This window comes from Mycobacterium sp. NPDC006124 (genome assembly GCF_040614235.1).
Classification (GTDB): domain Bacteria; phylum Actinomycetota; class Actinomycetes; order Mycobacteriales; family Mycobacteriaceae; genus Mycobacterium.
Genome location: NZ_JBEXUA010000009.1, coordinates 123,227 through 139,359 on the forward strand (window position 1 = coordinate 123,227; position 16,133 = coordinate 139,359).

A 16,133-nucleotide genomic window follows, 5' to 3' on the forward strand; every position below is an offset into this window, starting at 1 on the left:
ACCGGCCGACCCGTCGTGTCGTGTCAGAGGTGATCGATCCGACGAAGGAGAGAACTCAGATGCCCACCTTTCCCGCCCTGACCCACGTCGCCCTGACCGTGCGTGACCTCGGGGTCAGTGCACCCTGGTACCGCCAGCTCATCGGAACCGATCCGCTGATCGACGAGGACACCGATGCCGGCTACCGGCACGTCGTGTGGGCACTTCCGGGCGACACCCTGCTGGGCATTCACCAGCACACCCAGGCCGCGCCCGACGAGAGGTTCAGCGAGTTTCGCGTCGGCCTGGACCACGTGGCGTTCGGCTGCGCCTCCCGGGCCGATCTCGAGGAGTGGGTGACCCGCCTGGATGAACTGGGCGTCGAGCACGGTGGAATCGTCGACGCGCCCTATGGCTCCGGGCTGAGCTTCCGGGACCCCGACGGTTCGGCTCTGGAGTTCTTCGCGCCGCTCGGTTAGCCGTCCGCCGAGTCCTCGTCGGAACCGGCCATCAGGACGTTCCACGCCTCGCGGCGCTTGCGGTCCTGGACCTCCTTGCGCCACTGCGTGCCGCGCTGACTGAAGTGGCCCTCGGCCGCCCGCTCGGCGATCTCGGTGATGCGACGGCCCAGCACCAGCGCCTCGCCGATCGTCATCGTCAGCAGGACGCCGGCCCGGTCGCCGTCCGGGCGACCCACGGGGTCGACGACGACTCTGGCCGTCTCCGCCCGCCCGTCGGCGTCATCGGTCCACGGCGGCGTGGAGTACACCTCGGGCACCCCGTCCTCGTCGTTCAGGGTCAGCTGCACGTACATGGCGACAACGGTACTGGTTCGACCCGTGGTGGCGTGGGTCGACGGAGTCAACCCGAGGGTGTGGGCCTAGGACTTCACGCCGTGGACGACGATGGCGGCGGTCTGCCGCACCCAGGCGTCGTCCAGAGTGCCCGAGGGGTCGAGGAGTAGTCGCAGAAGCGTTGCGCCGCCGATGATCTCGATCAACCGGTCGGGGTCGACGTCCCGGTGCACCTCGCCGCGGGTGACGGCGTGCACCAGACGCTCGCGGACCACGCCGAACAGTCCGACGAAACGACTCATCACGCGGGCGTGGAGTTCGGGGTCGTCGGCCATGTCGGCGATCAGACCCGGCAGCGCCGCGCGGACGACCGGACTGGTGAACACGTCGCGGGCGGCGGCGACCATGGCCTGGACGTCGCCCGTGATGTCGCCCTCGGGTGCGCCCAGCGCGGTGGGGGTCACGGGAAACGCTGCCTCGTGCACCAATTCGGCCTTACTCGACCACCGACGGTAGATCGCCGTCTTCGTGGTGCCCGCCCGCTCGGCAACCGCGGCCATCGTGAGGTTCGCGTAGCCGACCTCGACGAGCAGATCTGCGACCGCCCCCAGGATGGCGGCGTCGATGCGTGGATCGCGCGGGCGCCCCACGTTCGGGGTCTCGACAACCTCACCCGAGTCTGCTTTCATAACGCTACTCACCGTATCGTAATTGTCCGAAGGGGTAAACCGTGGCCAACGAACCGGCTGTCGAAGACGTCAGCCGCCTCCAGCACACCTCCCGCGACAACAGCACGCTGCCCGCGGTGATGTCGCAGTGGCTCGCCAGCGTCCTTCCGGGTGGTGCCGCACCGGAGGTCGCCGTCGAGAGCGGGGTCGACGCGAACGGAATGTCCTCCGAGACGATCATCCTGACGGGACGGTGGGAGCAGGACGGTCTGCCGACCGAGCAGAAGTGGGTGGCCCGCGTGGCGCCCAGCGCCGCCGACGTTCCCGTCTTCCCGACGTATCGGCTCGACCACCAATTCGACGTCATCCGACTGGTCGGCGAGTTGACCGACGTACCCGTGCCTCGCGTCCGGTGGATGGAGGACACGGGTGAGGTACTCGGCACCCCCTTCTTCCTGATGGACCACGTGGACGGCGTCGTGCCACCCGACGTCATGCCGTACACCTTCGGCGGCAACTGGTTCGCCGACGCCCCCGCCGAGCGTCGCCGCGAACTGCAGGACGCCACCGTCGACGTGCTCGCCAAGCTGCACTCCATACCCGACGCGGCGCACACCTTCGGCTTTCTCACCGAGGTCGACCCGCCGGGTGACACCCCACTACGACGCCACTTCGGCTGGTTGAAGGACTGGTATGACTTCGCCGTCCCCGACATCGGGCGCTCAGCCCTGGTCGAACGAGCCCTGGCCTGGCTGGAGCGCAACTTCCCCGACGACGTCGCGGCAACCACACCGGTGTTGGCGTGGGGTGACTCTCGCGTAGGCAACGTGCTCTACGAGGACTTCCGACCCATCGCCGTCCTCGACTGGGAGATGGCCACCGTCGGACCCCGCGAACTCGATGTCGCGTGGCTGATCTTCGCGCACATGGTCTTTCAGGAGCTCGCCGGTCTCGCCGGCCTCCCGGGGCTGCCGGACGTTCTGCGCGAGGACGACGTGCGGTCGACCTACGAGGAACTGACCGGCACCACCCTTGGCGACCTTCGGTGGTTCTACGTCTACTCCGGCGTGATCTGGTGCTGCGTGTTCATGCGGACGAGCGCCCGCCGGGTGCGCTTCGGCGAGATCGAGAAGCCCGAGGACGTCGAGTCGCTGTTCTACCATGCGTCGCTGCTCGAGCGCCTCATCGAAGGAGACGAATGATGTTGGGACCCATGGACGAATTCCCCGTCCACCAGATCGCCAAGCCGATCGCCTGGCCAGGACCGTCGGACCGCAACTTCTACGACCGGTCCTACTTCAACGCCCACGACCGCACCGGCGAGATCTTCCTCATCACGGGCATCGGGTACTACCCCAATCTGGGGGTCAAGGACGCCTTCGTGCTCCTACGCCGCGGTGACGTGCAGACCGCCGTGCACGTCTCCGATGCGATCGACCAGGACCGGCTCGACCAGCGCGTGCTCGGGTACCGCGTCGAGGTGCCAGAACCCCTGCGCCAGTTGCGCATCGTCATGGACGAGACCGAGGGAATGGCACTCGACCTCACCTGGAACGGGCTGTGCGATGTCGTCCAAGAGCAGCCGCACGTCATGCGCACGGGAAACCGCGTCACCCTCGACGCGCAACGATTCGCCCAATTGGGTTCCTGGAGTGGCCTCCTCGTCGTCGACGGTGAGGAGATCACCGTCGACCCCGCGGTGTGGATCGGGTCCCGCGACCGCTCCTGGGGCATTCGTCCGATCGGCGAAGCCGAACCCGCCGGGCGGCCGTCGGATCCGCCGTTCGAGGGCATGTGGTGGCTCTACGTGCCCATGGCCTTCGACGACTTCTCCATCGTCCTGATCATTCAGGAGGAACCCAGCGGCTTCCGCTCGCTCAACGACTGCACCCGCATCTGGAAGGACGGCCGCGTCGAACAGCTGGGGTGGCCGCGCGTCAAGGTCCACTACACATCCGGCACCCGCATCCCGACCGGTGCCACCATCGACGCCACGGCCCTGGACGGTTCGTCCGTGCACGTCGAGGTGGAGTCCAAACTGCCCGTGCCGATCCACGTCGGCGGTGGCTACGGCGGGGACCCCGATTGGGTCCACGGGCTCTGGAGGGGTGAGCGGTTCGCCGAGCGGCTGACCTATGACATGACCGACCCGGCCGTCGTCGGGCGCGCCGCATTCGGCGTGATCGACCACGTCGGCCGCGCGCTGTGCACCGAAGCCGACGGCGCACCCGTCGAGGGCTGGGGGCTCTTCGAGCACGGCGCGCTGGGCCGTCACGATCCCTCGGGCTTCACGGATTGGCTCTCCGTGGCGGACTGATGCACTGAACCGGTCGGCTCACTAGCACGCAGCTCTGACGATTCTGGGCGTCTGGGCGGGTTGTCCACAGTCTGATGGTTATCCACAGAATGCTTGTAGCGGAACGACTTTCGTCAGTCCTGCGCCGTAATCTTGGGCCATGTTCGGCGATCTGGTGGACGCGACGACCGGCACCGTCATCAGGACCGCGCCGCACGGATCGCGGCCGAAAGCCCACAGAACGCGGCCGATGGTCCGAGTCCATGAGCTACGCCGGTTCGACCGCACCCGTCGCTATCTCGAACTCGTCTACGAGCGCTCGCCACATGACGAAGGGGCACCCGGATCACGGGTGCCCCTTCGTGGTCGAGCGTGGGTCAGCGGCCGTTGCCGACGGTCGAGGTGACCTGGCCCACGGTGGCGCGCTGCTGAATGTCGTTGATCCACTGGTGATGATCGATGTCGGCGCTCGCGGGTGCGGCCAGCCCGAACAGGGCGGCGGCGAATCCGGAGGCGACGATGCTGGCGATGCTGAACTTCTTCATGCATGTCTCAACGACGACCGCGGGCGGTTTCATTCCATGGGCTCACGCCCCGCCGCCGCGAGACATAAGCCAAGGCGACGCCCCGCGGCGTGTCGTCACCACCGCTTATGTCTCGAGGGAATGGTGGCGCCGCCGAGACGACTAGGCCGGCTGCGCCTGCTCGGTCGCGGGCTTCTGCGCGGGCTGGGCCGGGGCACGCCCGAACACCATGGACTCCTCGATGCGGTCGAATCTGTGGTCGATGAGATCCAGCACGTAGTTGTGCCGCACGTTCCACGGCCGACGCACACCCGACTTGGGCAACGCGTGCGGCGCGCGCTGGATGTAGCCGGCCTTGAGGTCGAACGTCGGCTTCTCCTGCATGTGGACCGCTCCCAGGTGCGGGTAGGCGTGGGTGTATCCGCGAGAGTCCATGTACGCCAACAACTTCGCGACCGCTCGGGCGGTCATGTCGGCGCGCAGCGTCCACGAGGCATTGGTGTATCCGATGCACCACGCCATGTTGGGCACGTCCTCGAGCAGGTGCTCCTTGTAGACGAAGCGATCGGTCGGCGCGATCTCCACGCCGTCGACCACCAGTGTCACCCCGCCGAGGGCCTGCAGTTGCAGCCCGGTGGCAGTCACGATGAGGTCGGCGTCCAGGTGCCTGCCCGACCGCAGCACGATGCCGGTGGCGTCCACGTGGTCGACGTGGTCGGTGACCACCTCGGCGCGGCCGTCACCGATGTCGTCGAACAGGTCGTTGTCCAACACCAGGCACATCCGTTGATCCCACGGGTCATAGCGCGGCTTGAAGTGCACGTCGACGTCGTAACCCTCGGGCAGCGCGGCGATGGTCCGATTCCTGATCAGCCACCGGCCGAACTTCGGCGCCGCGCGCAACACGAAGAACGACAACACGGAGAAGGCAGCGTTGCGGGCTCGCACCACACTGTGAGCCAGCTTGCGCGGCAGCATCTTCCGGATCGCCTGCACCATCGGGTCCACCCGGGCCATGGACATCATGTACGTCGGCGAGCGCTGCAGCATCGTGACGTGGGCGGCCGTCTTGGCCAGCGCGGGGACGAGGCTGATGGCCGTCGCCCCGCTGCCGATCACGATGACGCGCTTGCCCGCGTGATCCAGCGACTCCGGCCAGAACTGCGGGTGCACCACCTCACCCTCGAAGTCATCCAGGCCGGGGAACTCGGGTCGGTACGGCTCGTCGTAGTCGTAGTAACCAGTGCCGAAGAACACGAAGCGGCCGCGGTAGAGCTTGGCCGAACCGTCGGACGACTGCGTGCGCAACGTCCAGGTGTCGGTGCCGGAATCCCACTCCGCCGAGACGACCTGAGTTCCGAATCGGATGTGACGGTCCATGCCGTGGTGGCGGGCCGCATTCGTGAGGTACTCGCGGATGTCGCCGCCGTCGGCCACGTTCTCCGGCCTGGTCCACGGTTCGAAGGGCAGGCTGAGGGTGAAGATGTCGCTGTCAGAGCGGATGCCCGGGTAACGGAACAGGTCCCACGTGCCGCCGATGCGCTCGCGCCGCTCCAGGATCGTGTAGCCGAGGTGGGGATTGCGTTCGTGGATGCGGTACGCGGCGCCGAGCCCCGAGATGCCGGCGCCGATGATCAGCACATCCGAGTATTCCGCCTGGTCGTCCATCCTGAGCCTCCTTGGTCCTGCCCCGTACCAGCCCCACGATAGGGCGTCGGTCGCCAAGCGCGTCGACGATCCGGTCCAGTGACGTCGCCGCAGTGGGTTCTGGCTGCCCACATCCTCACCGTGAGAGCCTAGGGAGGTGAGCACGTCACCGAGCCTCGACGTCGTCGTCGTGGGCGCCGGATTCGCCGGACTGACCGCCGCGCGCACGCTCGCCGCGACCGGTCACCGAGTGCGGGTACTGGAGGGCCGCGACCGCGTCGGCGGACGATCGCACACCACGACCGTCGCCGGTGTGCCCGTCGACCTGGGCGCCACCTTCGTAGGCCCGACCCAGACCGCGGTGCTCGAACTGGCCGCCGAACTGGGCTGCGCGACGACGCCCACGTACGACGCGGGAAAGAATCTGATCCGGTGGCGCGGGCGCGTCAGGTCCTACCGCAGCACCATCCCGAAGCTGTCGATCCTCGAATTGCTCGACGTCTCGCGCATCCAGTGGCGCTTCGAGAGGCTCGGCAAGCACATTCGGTTGGGTGCGCCGTGGACGGCCCCGACCGCCGACCGGCTCGACCACCTGACCGTCGAGGGGTGGCTGCGGTCGGTGCACGCGGGCAAGAGCACCAGGGATCTGATGGCGATCATGTCGCGGGTGACCTGGGGATGCGAACTCGACGAGGTGTCGATGCTGCACGCCGTGCACTACATCAAGGCGGCCGGCGGGCTCGGGCCGATGCTCGACGTCAAGGGTGGCGCCCAGCAGGACCGCTTCCCCGGCGGCACCCAGCAGATCGCCACGCGCATGGCCGAGCAACTCGACGACCGCGTCAGCCTCGGCAGCGTGGTCGAACGCATCGAGCACACCGCCTCCGGCGTCACCGTGCACACCTCCGCCGAGGCGGTGTCCGCGCGCGCCGTCGTCGTCGCGATCCCGCCGGCACACCGCGACGGCATCGCCTTCGACCCCGCCCTGCCCGCCGACGCCGGCGAGCTGGCCAGGCACTGGCCGCTGGGCAATCTGAGCAAGGCCTACGCCGCCTACGAGACGCCGTTCTGGCGCTCCGCAGGCCAGTCGGGTGAGGCCCTGTCCGACGACGGCCCGGTGTTCATCACCTTCGACGTCAGCCCGAGTGACACCGGCCCGGGCGTCCTGCTCGGCTTCACCGACGCCCGAACCTTCGACCCGTTGGCACCCGAGGAGCGCCGCGCCCGGGCCCTGCAGTGTTTCGCGAACCTGTTCGGCGAGGCCGCCAAGAACCCCGTCGACTACCTCGACCACAGATGGAGCGCCGAGGCGTTCGCGCCCGGTGGTCCGACCGCCGCGGTGCCGCCCGGGTCGTGGACGACGTACGGCCCGCGGCTGCGCGAGCCGGTGGGGTCGATCTTCTGGGCGGGCACGGAGACCGAGGACCGGTGGACGGGCTTCCTCGACGGGGCGGTGCGGTCGGGCAGGCGTGCGGCCACCGAGGTGGCCGGATATCTCACTACGAACTGATCCGCCGCTCCTGCGCTCCTGCCTCGAGCAGTTGACGCAGCAGTCGGTTGACCTCGCCGGGCTGTTCCAAGATTCCGCAATGCCCGCCGTCCAACTCCACGATCGACGCGAGGTTGGGAGCGTCGGCGGCGATGCGCCGCGAGGACCCGATGGGCAGCAGGCGGTCGTCCTTGCTGCCGATGACCAGGGTCGGCACGGTCAGGTTCTGCAGCGAGATGTGCCGGGAGCCAACGGAGTCGACGAGCACCCGGGCCCAGCCGCCACGACCGGCGGGCGGCGTCTGAGCGAACAACTCGAAGACGAAGTCCGCGATCGCGGGATCGGCGCGGCGACCCACCGCCAGGGCGGCCACGAAGCGGCGGCTCTGCTGAATCGAACCGGGCAGCAGCGGCGCGGCGCCCAGCCTCTTGAGCAGCAGTCCGGCCGCACGCACGCGGCCACCGACCAATGCCGGTGGCACTTGCAGCAGGTCGACGTCGCGAAGCAGATCGCCGGTGGTGGTGTTGATCAGCGCCACGGCCTCGGCGACCTGCCGAACCCGGTGCGGGTAGCGCCTGGACCACGACGAGATGGCGATGCCACCCATCGAGTGGCCGGCGATCACGGCGCGTTCGCCGGGAGCCAGGGTCGCGGCCAGCACGGCGTCGAGGTCGGCGGCGAGGAAGTCGAGACCGTAGTTGCTGCGTCTGCCGCGAAGTGGGGGTACGCCGCTGCGGCCGTGCCCGCGGTGGTCGTAGGCGATGACCTTGTAGTCCGCCGAGAGGTCGACGATCTGGTTGGCCCACACCCGGATGGCACAGGTGATGCCGTGCGCCAAGACGATGGGGCGGCCGTCCTGCGGGCCGAAGACCTCGGTGTGGATCCGGGTGCCGTCGGCCGAATGAACCTCGACGACCCGGCCGCGTGGCATCTGGTCCAGTACTGCCAGCCGCCTCGAGCTCGTCCTCACGTGCGCTCCGATCTCCGCGGCACCTTTGCCGACGGCGCATGAAAGTGTAGCGATCGCCACGTCAGCGCGGCATGGTGAGCACGGGTTTGATCGCCGTGCCCGACACCGCGGCGGCCCACGCGGCGCCGAAGTCGTCGAAGGCGAACCGCGTGACCAGCTTCTCCAGCGGCAACTCGCCACGGCGGGTCAGTTCGGCCAGCCGCGGGATGAACGCGTGCGGGTCGCTGTCGCCCTCCACGACGCCGCGAACCCGCAACCCCCGGGCCATGATCAGTCCCACCGGCAGCTCGGCGGTCAGGGCACCCAGGCCGACGAGCGCCAGGGTGCCGCGGGCCCGCAACGCTGCCAGCGCGGTGGCGATCACCGCGGGCAGGGCGGTGGTGTCCACTGCGATCGTGGCTCCGCCGCCGGTCAGGTCGGCCAGCTGCGACACGACGTCGCCGTGGGTCGGGTCGAGAACCGCGGTCGCACCCAGTTCCGTTGCCACCGAGCGTCGTTCGAGATTGGGGTCGACCGCGACGATCGTGCGGCAGCCGGCGATCGTCGCGCCCATGACCGCAGAGAGGCCGACGCCGCCGGCGCCGAAGACCACCACGACGTCGTCCGCCCCGGCGGCCGCGGCGTTGAGGATCGTCCCGACGCCGGTCTGCACGCTGCAGGCCAGGGGCGCCGCCAGCACCGGGTCGAGCGGGTCGTCGAGCACCACGGCGTTGGACGGCCCCGCCAGGACGTGCGTGGCGAAGCTGGACTGGCCGAAGAAGCCGCCCCGCAGGGGAATCCCGCCGAGGCGCAGAGCGCTCGTGTCATCGGCGCGGTCGCCCCGCATGTTCAGCGTGGTCGCGTGATCGCAGTACGCCGGCTCGGCGGCGGCGCAGCTGGCGCAACGTCCGCAGCTGGCGAAGGTGAGGATTACCTGGCACCCCGGGTCGACGCGGGCCCGCGGTCCCGCCTCCACCACCGTGCCCACGCCCTCGTGACCGAACACCATCGGCAGCTTGCGCGCGGGCCATCGCGCGGCGACGCTGACGTCGGTGTGGCAGATGCCGACGGCGTCGACCCGCACGAGCACCTCCGCCTCGACCGGGGCCCGGACCTCGACGTCTACCAGTTCGGGTTGGGATTGCTCGGTGAGTAGTACCGCCGCTCGTGCGTTGATCACCGGGCGATGTTAAATGGTGACGATGCGAGCCATTCAGATCCCGCGACTCGACGGTCCCCAGGCTGCGGAGCTCGTCGAGATCGACGAGCCCGACGCCGGTGACGGCGTCCTGATCGACGTCTACGCCGCGGGGGTCGCGTTCCCCGACGCTCTTCAGACCCGTGGGCTCTATCAACACCGCCCGGAGCTGCCGTACGTGCCCGGCGCCGAGCTCGCCGGGGTGGTCCGCAGCGCCCCGGCCGGGGCCCACGTCACTGCAGGCGACCGCGTGGCCGCACTGACGATGCTCAGCGGCGCAATGGCCGAAGTCGTTGCGCTGCCGGCAGATCGGGTCTTCAAACTGCCCGACGCGGTGTCCTTCGAGGCGGGCGCCGGACTGCTCTTCAACGACCTGACGGTGCACTGTGCGCTGCGTACCCGCGGCCGGCTGGTGGCGGGCGAGTCGGTGCTGGTGCACGGCGCCGCGGGCGGCATCGGCACCTCGACGCTGCGACTGGCCTCGGCGTGGGGCGCGTCGCGCACCATCGCCGTGGTGAGCACGCCCGACAAGGGTGAGGTCGCGCGCGCCGCGGGCGCCACCGACGTGGTGCTCGCCGACGGCTTCAAGGACGCGGTCAAGGACCTCACCGACGGCCGCGGCGTCGACGTCGTGGTCGACCCGGTCGGCGGTGACCGGTTCACCGATTCACTCCGGTCGCTGGCGGCCGGTGGCCGGTTGCTGGTGATCGGCTTCACCGGTGGCGAGATCCCGACGGTGAAGGTGAACCGCTTGCTACTCAACAACGTCGACGCCGTCGGCGTCGGCTGGGGCGCCTGGGCCGCCACCCACCCGGGCTATCTGGCCGAGCAGTGGGCCGACCTGGAGCCCCTGCTCGCCTCGGGGGCGGTGCGCGCGCCCGAACCCGTCGTCCATCCGTTGGAGCGGGCCGCCGAGGCGATCGCCTCACTCGAGGACCGCACCGCCCGGGGCAAGGTCGTCGTCACGCTTCGTTGACGGATTCTCGAGAACCTCGATGATCCGAACGTTGGCGCGTACCCGCCAGGTGCGCGATGATGCCGCCCATGCGCAATGTGTCGAGTGTGGTGTCCGTGCTGGCCCTCGTCGGTCTGGCAGCTGCCACGGCCTGTGCCCCTGCCGACGACGCGGCGTCGGGCAGCTCGACTGCCGCGTCGGCGGCCCAGTGCACCAAGGATTCGCTGCCCACGCTGAAGAAGGGGTCGATCACCTTCGGCACCGACCAGCCGGCGTACCCGCCCTGGTTCGTCGACGACGACCCGGCCAACGGTAAGGGGTTCGAGTCGGCCGTCGCCTACGCCGTCGCCGGCAAGCTGGGCTACACGCCACAGGACGTCACGTGGGTCCGGGTGCCGTTCAACGCGGCCATCGCCCCGGGACCCAAGACGTTCGACGCGAACCTCAACGAGTTCTCCATCACCGACGACCGCAAGCAGGCCGTCGACTTCTCCTCGCCCTACTTCAACGTGACCCAGGCGGTCGTCGCGCTGAAGTCCTCCCCCGCGGCGGGGGTGAAGGACGTCGCCGGACTCAAGGGCCTCAAGCTCGGCGCCCAGGTCGGTACGACCAGCTACACCGCCGCCAAGGCGGTCGACCCGAACGTGGCGGTGTTCAACAACAACGACGACGCCAAGGCGGCGTTGTCCAACGGGCAGATCGACGCGCTGGTGCTGGACCTGCCGACGGCGTTTCAGGTCCAAGCCGAGATGACCGACGGCGTCATCGTCGGTCAGCTCCCGACGGGCGACGAGAAGGCCGAGCAGTTCGGCATCGTGCTCGACAAGGGGAGCCCGCTGACGGCGTGCGTGTCCAAGGCCGTCGACGAACTGGGCAGCGACGGCGAACTGTTCAAGCTGCAAAAGGTGTGGCTCACCGGCGCGGGCAACGCCCCGGTTCTGTCGTGACCACGGCCGCCCTGGATCGGGTGGCCTACCGGCAGTCGCGGGCCCGGCGGTCCACCCTGATCGCGCTGGTCTCCACCGTCGTGTTCGCGGCGGTCCTGCTGTTGGCGGTGACGTCGTCGCCGGGCTGGCCCCGGGTCCGGGAGTCGTTCTTCAACCTCCGAATCGGGTGGGACAGCCTGCCCGCGCTGCTGGAGGGCCTGTGGCTCAACGTGCGCGTCTTGATCGTCTGCCAGGCACTCATCCTGATCTTCGGACTCGGCCTGGCCGCAGTGCGCACGCTGCGTGGACCGGTCTGGTTTCCGTTGCGGGCGTTGGCAACCGGCTACGTCGACCTGTTTCGGGGGTTGCCGCTGCTGATCTGCCTCTACCTGGTCGGCTTCGGCCTGCCCGGGCTCCGGTTGTCGGGCTTGCCAAACGATCCGGTCCTGCTCGGCGGTCTCGCGTTGGTGCTGATCTACTCCGCCTACGTGGCCGAGGTGTTCCGGGCGGGCATCGAGTCGGTGCACCCGTCCCAGTTGGCGGCCGCCAAATCCCTTGGGCTCAACCACCGCCGGACGATGCAGCTGGTGGTGCTGCCGCAGGCGACGCGTCGCGTCACGCCCGCGCTGCTCAACGACTTCGTGGCACTGCAGAAGGACTGCGGACTCATCTCGGTGCTCGGTGCCGTCGACGCCGTCCGCGCCGCGCAGATTCAGGCGGCCACCACCTACAACTTCACCCCGTACGTCGTGGCGGGTCTGCTGTTCGTGGCCTTGGCGATACCGTCGGCGCGGCTGGCGGACTGGGCGGCCAGGCGCGTGGCGACCCGGCAGGGCGCGCTGTGAACCAGCCGGTGCCCGTGTTGTCGGTCCGCGGGGTGACCAAGGCCTACCACGACCGCCCCGTACTCAACGGCGTCGACCTCGACGTCGCCGAGCATCAGGTCGTCGTGCTGATCGGCGCCTCCGGCTCCGGCAAGTCGACGCTGCTGCGCTGCGTGGACCTGCTCGAGGACGTCGACGACGGTCAGATCCTGCTCGACGACCGCGACATCAGCGATCCGCGGATCGACGCCGACGAGGCACGCCAGGCGATGGGCATGGTGTTTCAGTCGTTCAACCTGTTCCCCCACATGACTGCGCTGGCCAACGTCGCGCTGGCGCCGCGGGTCGTGCACGGGTCCAGCCGCCGTGACGCCGAGGAGCGGGGCCGAGAACTGTTGAGCCGCGTGGGTTTGTCCTCGCACGCCGACTCATACCCCGACAAGTTGTCGGGTGGCCAGCAGCAGCGGGTGGCGATCGCCAGGGCGCTGGCCTACGAACCCCGGTTGCTGCTGCTCGACGAGATCACCAGCGCGCTGGATCCCGAATTGGTCGGCGAGGTGCTGACGCTCGTCGGTGAACTGGCGGCCGCCGGCCGCACCATCGTCATGGCCACCCACGAGATGGCCTTCGCGCGCGACGTGGCCGACACGGTGTGCTTCCTCGACGGTGGCCGCATCGTCGAATCCGGTCCCGCCGCGGAGGTGTTGACCGCACCCCGAGAGGATCGGACGCGGCAGTTCCTGCAGCGTTTCACCGGCGACCGCTGAGCATTGCGCCCCATGCGTTAGATTGTGTTCGTTAATGTGCGAATTCGTTTGACGAAGGGTGCCGCCGACGATGCTGGCCGCTGAACGACAGGGCGCCATCCTGCGCGCGCTGCAGTCGGAGGGGTCGGTCCGCGTGGCCGACCTCGCCGAGGGGCTCGCCGTGTCGGAGATGACGGTGCGCCGCGACCTCGACGCGCTCGACGCCCGGCAACTACTGCGCAAGGTGCACGGCGGCGCCGTCGCCCGGCACAACCGCGGCGAGGAGCCACGCTCGGCGCAGAAGGCCGGCCAGCAACGGGCCCAGAAGGCCGCCATCGCCGCGACGGCTGCCGCGACCATCGCCGACGGCATGACCATCGCGATCGGCGCCGGCACCACCACCACCGAGCTGGCCCGGCATCTTCGAGCCCGGCCCTCCATCACGGTCATCACCAACTCCGTCAACGTCTTTCGTGAGCTCACCGATCCCGACGCCGACGGCACCGCGACCCCCCTGGTCTACCTCAGCGGCGGGGTTCGCACGCCGTCGGACGCCCTCGTCGGACCGGTCGCCGATGCCACGATCGCCTCGTTCCGGGTCGACGCCACCTACCTCGGCGTGCACGGCGTCGACCCCGACGCCGGTCTGACCTCGCCCAACGTCGCCGAGGCGCAGACCAACCGGACGCTCATCGAGGTCGGCGGCCGCCTCGTGGTGCTCGCCGACCACACCAAGTACCGCGAGGTCGGCGCCTGCGTGTTCGCCCGGCTCACCGACGTCGACGCGCTGATCTCCGACGACGGCCTCACGGCCGAGGACCGAGAACTGCTCGACGCCCGGGTCGGCGACCTGATGATCGCACCTGCGGTTCGGCGATGACCGCCGTCGCTCCCAATCCCCTGCCCTGGCCGATGGCCGACGGCCGGGAGATCCTCTTCTTCTCGCTGCCCGGCCATGAGCCGTCCCCGGTCACCGACCGACGACCCTTGCCCGCGCGAGGGGACGACCGATCGCAAGTGCGCTTCGACCGACAAACCGGGCAGTGGGTCGCCATCGCGGCGCTGCGCCAGGACCGCACGTACCTGCCCAGCGCCGACCAGTGCCCGCTGTGCCCGAGTCCGTCGGGCGCCACCAGTGAGGTGCCCGCACCCGACTACGACGTCGTCGTCTTCGAGAATCGCTTCCCCAGCCTCTCCGGGGCCGACGGCCGGGCGTTCACCCTGCCCGACGGTGGCGTCGACGACTTCGTCGGCGCCGTGGGACACGGCCGCTGCGAGGTAATTTCGTTCTCCAGCAGCCACCACACCCCGTTCGCCGAACTGGCCCCCGCGCATGCCCGTCTGGTCGTCGATGCGTGGCGCCACCGCACCGCCGACCTGATGAGCAGGCCCGGGATCGAGCAGGTGTTCTGCTTCGAGAACCGCGGCGAGGAGATCGGCGTGACCCTCAACCACCCTCACGGTCAGATCTACGGCTACCCGTATCTGACGCCGCGCACCGCGCAAACGCTCGCCGAGGCGCACGCACACCGACGGCGCCACGGTACCAACCTGTTCGCCGACATCCTCGAGCGCGAGACCGCCGCCGACATCAGGGTGGTGGCGCGAAACGACCTCTTCACCGCGTTCGTTCCGTTCGCCGCGCGGTGGCCGGTCGAGGTCCACCTGTATCCGAATCGATTGGTGCGCAACCTCTGTGAGCTCGATGATGGCGAACTCGACGCGTTCGCTTCAATTTACCGTGAGGTGCTTCGACGCTTCGACCGAATGTATCCCACACCCCTGCCCTACATCTCGGCACTGCACCAGTACCGCGACACCGACGTCCAGCGGGAGGGTTACTTCCACGTCGAGCTGATGTCGGTGCGGCGCAGCGCCACCAAGCTGAAGTACCTCGCCGGATCCGAATCCGCCATGGACGCATTCATCGGCGACGTGCTGCCCGAGACCGTCGCCCGACGACTCCGGGAGCTCGCCACGTGACCGACGCCATCCGCTTCTCCGCACCCGGGCGAATCAACCTGATCGGTGAACACACCGACTACAACCAGGGTTTCGCGCTACCCATCGCCTTGCCGGCCCGCACGACGGTGACCTTCCAGCCCAACGGCGCTGACGCATTGGTGGTCACCAGTGACCGCGAGGACGGCGAGGTGACCATCGCGCTACACACCACACCGGGCGACGTCACGGGCTGGGCGGCCTATGTCGCGGGCGTGGTGTGGGCGTTGCAGACCGCCGGCCACCGAGTGCGTGGCGGCACGATGCACGTCACCAGCGGCGTCGACGTGGGGTCGGGCCTCTCGTCGTCGGCTGCCCTGGAGTGTGCGGTCCTCGGCGCCCTCGCCACCGCCGCCGAGCTTCGGATCGACCGCACCGAGCAAGCCCGCATCGCCCAGCGCGCGGAGAACGACTACGTTGGCGCCCCAACGGGTTTGATGGATCAGCTGGCGTCGCTGTGCGGCGAACCGTCGCATGCGCTCTTGATCGACTTCCTCGACGACGGCGTCGAACTGGTGCCGTTCGACCCCGCCGCCGCCGGTGTGGCGCTGCTGCTGATCAACTCCAACGCCCCGCACCGGCACGCCGGCGGCGAGTACGCGGCACGTCGCGCTTCGTGCGAACGGGCCGCCGCGGCGCTGGGCGTCACCTCCCTTCGCGCAGTGCAGGAGCGCGGAGTGGCCGCGCTCGACGCCGTCGCCGACCCGGTCGACGCTCGCCGCGCCAGGCACATCCTCACCGAGAACCAGCGTGTCGCCGACGTGGTCTCGGCGCTCGGTCGTGGCGACTTCGCCACCGTCGGACGGCTGTTCGACGCTTCGCACGCGTCGATGCGCGACGACTTCGAGATCACCACCGACCACATCGACCTCATCGCCGACACCGCGGTAGCCGCGGGCGCGCTGGGGGCACGGATGACCGGCGGCGGCTTCGGTGGGTGCGTGATCGCCCTCGTCGAGGACGGCCGCTGCGACGCCGTGGCGGACACCGTCCGGCAAACGGTACTGCGCAACGGTCACCACCCCGCCACCGTCGCGATCACCCACGCCGGGGCCGGAGCGCGCCTCGAGGGTCCGATGGGTTGACGCGGCCGCCCAGGAACCGGGACCGCGGGAGTTCACCACGACGCCGAGGCGT

17 protein-coding genes are annotated in these 16,133 nt (G+C 69.3%); 11 read left to right on the forward strand and 6 right to left on the reverse strand.

All coding sequences use genetic code 11. The features are described 5' to 3' along the window. Positions 1–59: 59 nt before the first annotated feature. A complete protein-coding gene (locus ABZ195_RS19350; RefSeq protein ID WP_355220581.1) occupies positions 60–458 on the forward strand; it encodes a VOC family protein in 399 nt (132 codons plus the stop codon). On the opposite strand, the gene ABZ195_RS19355 is transcribed toward ABZ195_RS19350, so the two are convergent. After that, positions 455–793, reverse strand: coding sequence for a hypothetical protein (locus tag ABZ195_RS19355; protein WP_355220583.1), 339 nt, complete (start codon positions 791–793; stop codon positions 455–457). The genes ABZ195_RS19350 and ABZ195_RS19355 overlap by 4 nt on opposite strands. 66 nt (positions 794–859) lie before the next feature. Beyond that, positions 860–1,462 carry a TetR/AcrR family transcriptional regulator gene (locus tag ABZ195_RS19360; RefSeq protein ID WP_355220584.1) on the reverse strand — a complete coding sequence of 201 codons (603 nt, stop codon included), beginning with the start codon at positions 1,460–1,462 and terminating at the stop codon, positions 860–862. 41 nt (positions 1,463–1,503) lie between these two features. Here ABZ195_RS19360 and ABZ195_RS19365 point away from each other — a divergent pair, with 41 nt between their 5' ends. Next, entirely contained in the window at positions 1,504–2,643 is a 1,140-nt protein-coding gene (locus ABZ195_RS19365; protein WP_355220586.1) for a phosphotransferase family protein, read from the forward strand. Beyond that, on the forward strand, positions 2,643–3,758 hold the full coding sequence (locus tag ABZ195_RS19370) for a hypothetical protein (RefSeq protein ID WP_355220588.1): 1,116 nt from the start codon (positions 2,643–2,645) through the stop codon (positions 3,756–3,758). The genes ABZ195_RS19365 and ABZ195_RS19370 overlap by 1 nt, the downstream gene beginning before the upstream one ends. A gap of 356 nt (positions 3,759–4,114) precedes the next feature. On the opposite strand, the gene ABZ195_RS19375 is transcribed toward ABZ195_RS19370, so the two are convergent. Next, positions 4,115–4,282, reverse strand: coding sequence for a hypothetical protein (locus ABZ195_RS19375; protein WP_355220590.1), 168 nt, complete (start codon positions 4,280–4,282; stop codon positions 4,115–4,117). 141 nt (positions 4,283–4,423) lie between these two features. Next, complete coding sequence (locus ABZ195_RS19380) at positions 4,424–5,929, reverse strand: NAD(P)/FAD-dependent oxidoreductase (protein WP_355220592.1); 1,506 nt, start codon at positions 5,927–5,929, stop codon at positions 4,424–4,426. 136 nt (positions 5,930–6,065) lie between these two features. Here ABZ195_RS19380 and ABZ195_RS19385 point away from each other — a divergent pair, with 136 nt between their 5' ends. Continuing rightward, a complete protein-coding gene (locus tag ABZ195_RS19385) occupies positions 6,066–7,418 on the forward strand; it encodes a flavin monoamine oxidase family protein (protein WP_355220594.1) in 1,353 nt (450 codons plus the stop codon). On the opposite strand, the gene ABZ195_RS19390 is transcribed toward ABZ195_RS19385, so the two are convergent. Both ABZ195_RS19390 and ABZ195_RS19395 read right to left on the reverse strand, forming a co-directional pair. After that, the gene (locus tag ABZ195_RS19390) at positions 7,408–8,328 is read right to left on the reverse strand and encodes an alpha/beta hydrolase (protein WP_355220681.1); all 921 of its coding nucleotides are present in this window, start codon (positions 8,326–8,328) and stop codon (positions 7,408–7,410) included. The two genes, ABZ195_RS19385 and ABZ195_RS19390, sit on opposite strands and share 11 nt — an antisense overlap. Before the next feature lie 100 nt (positions 8,329–8,428). Further along, positions 8,429–9,526 carry a zinc-binding dehydrogenase gene (locus ABZ195_RS19395; RefSeq protein WP_355220596.1) on the reverse strand — a complete coding sequence of 366 codons (1,098 nt, stop codon included), beginning with the start codon at positions 9,524–9,526 and terminating at the stop codon, positions 8,429–8,431. A 22-nt stretch (positions 9,527–9,548) separates the two neighbouring features. On the opposite strand from ABZ195_RS19395, the gene ABZ195_RS19400 reads away from it, so the two are divergent. From ABZ195_RS19400 to ABZ195_RS19430, 7 genes are all read left to right on the forward strand, one after another. After that, positions 9,549–10,520 (forward strand): NADPH:quinone oxidoreductase family protein, encoded by a 972-nt coding sequence (locus ABZ195_RS19400; protein ID WP_355220598.1) that lies wholly within the window; start codon positions 9,549–9,551, stop codon positions 10,518–10,520. A gap of 68 nt (positions 10,521–10,588) precedes the next feature. After that, positions 10,589–11,446, forward strand: a complete 858-nt coding sequence (locus ABZ195_RS19405) for an ABC transporter substrate-binding protein (protein ID WP_355220600.1) — start codon at positions 10,589–10,591, stop codon at positions 11,444–11,446. Further along, complete coding sequence (locus tag ABZ195_RS19410) at positions 11,443–12,270, forward strand: amino acid ABC transporter permease (protein WP_355220602.1); 828 nt, start codon at positions 11,443–11,445, stop codon at positions 12,268–12,270. Before ABZ195_RS19405 ends, ABZ195_RS19410 begins: the two co-directional genes overlap by 4 nt. Continuing rightward, positions 12,267–13,016: an amino acid ABC transporter ATP-binding protein gene (locus tag ABZ195_RS19415; RefSeq protein WP_355220604.1), complete on the forward strand. Its 750-nt coding sequence runs from the start codon at positions 12,267–12,269 to the stop codon at positions 13,014–13,016. Before ABZ195_RS19410 ends, ABZ195_RS19415 begins: the two co-directional genes overlap by 4 nt. Before the next feature lie 70 nt (positions 13,017–13,086). Next, complete coding sequence (locus ABZ195_RS19420) at positions 13,087–13,875, forward strand: DeoR/GlpR family DNA-binding transcription regulator (RefSeq protein ID WP_355220606.1); 789 nt, start codon at positions 13,087–13,089, stop codon at positions 13,873–13,875. Then, positions 13,872–14,978, forward strand: a complete 1,107-nt coding sequence (galT, locus tag ABZ195_RS19425) for a galactose-1-phosphate uridylyltransferase (protein WP_355220608.1) — start codon at positions 13,872–13,874, stop codon at positions 14,976–14,978. Before ABZ195_RS19420 ends, galT begins: the two co-directional genes overlap by 4 nt. Next, positions 14,975–16,081 (forward strand): galactokinase, encoded by a 1,107-nt coding sequence (locus ABZ195_RS19430; protein ID WP_355220610.1) that lies wholly within the window; start codon positions 14,975–14,977, stop codon positions 16,079–16,081. Before galT ends, ABZ195_RS19430 begins: the two co-directional genes overlap by 4 nt. The last annotated feature ends 52 nt before the right edge of the window (positions 16,082–16,133 follow it).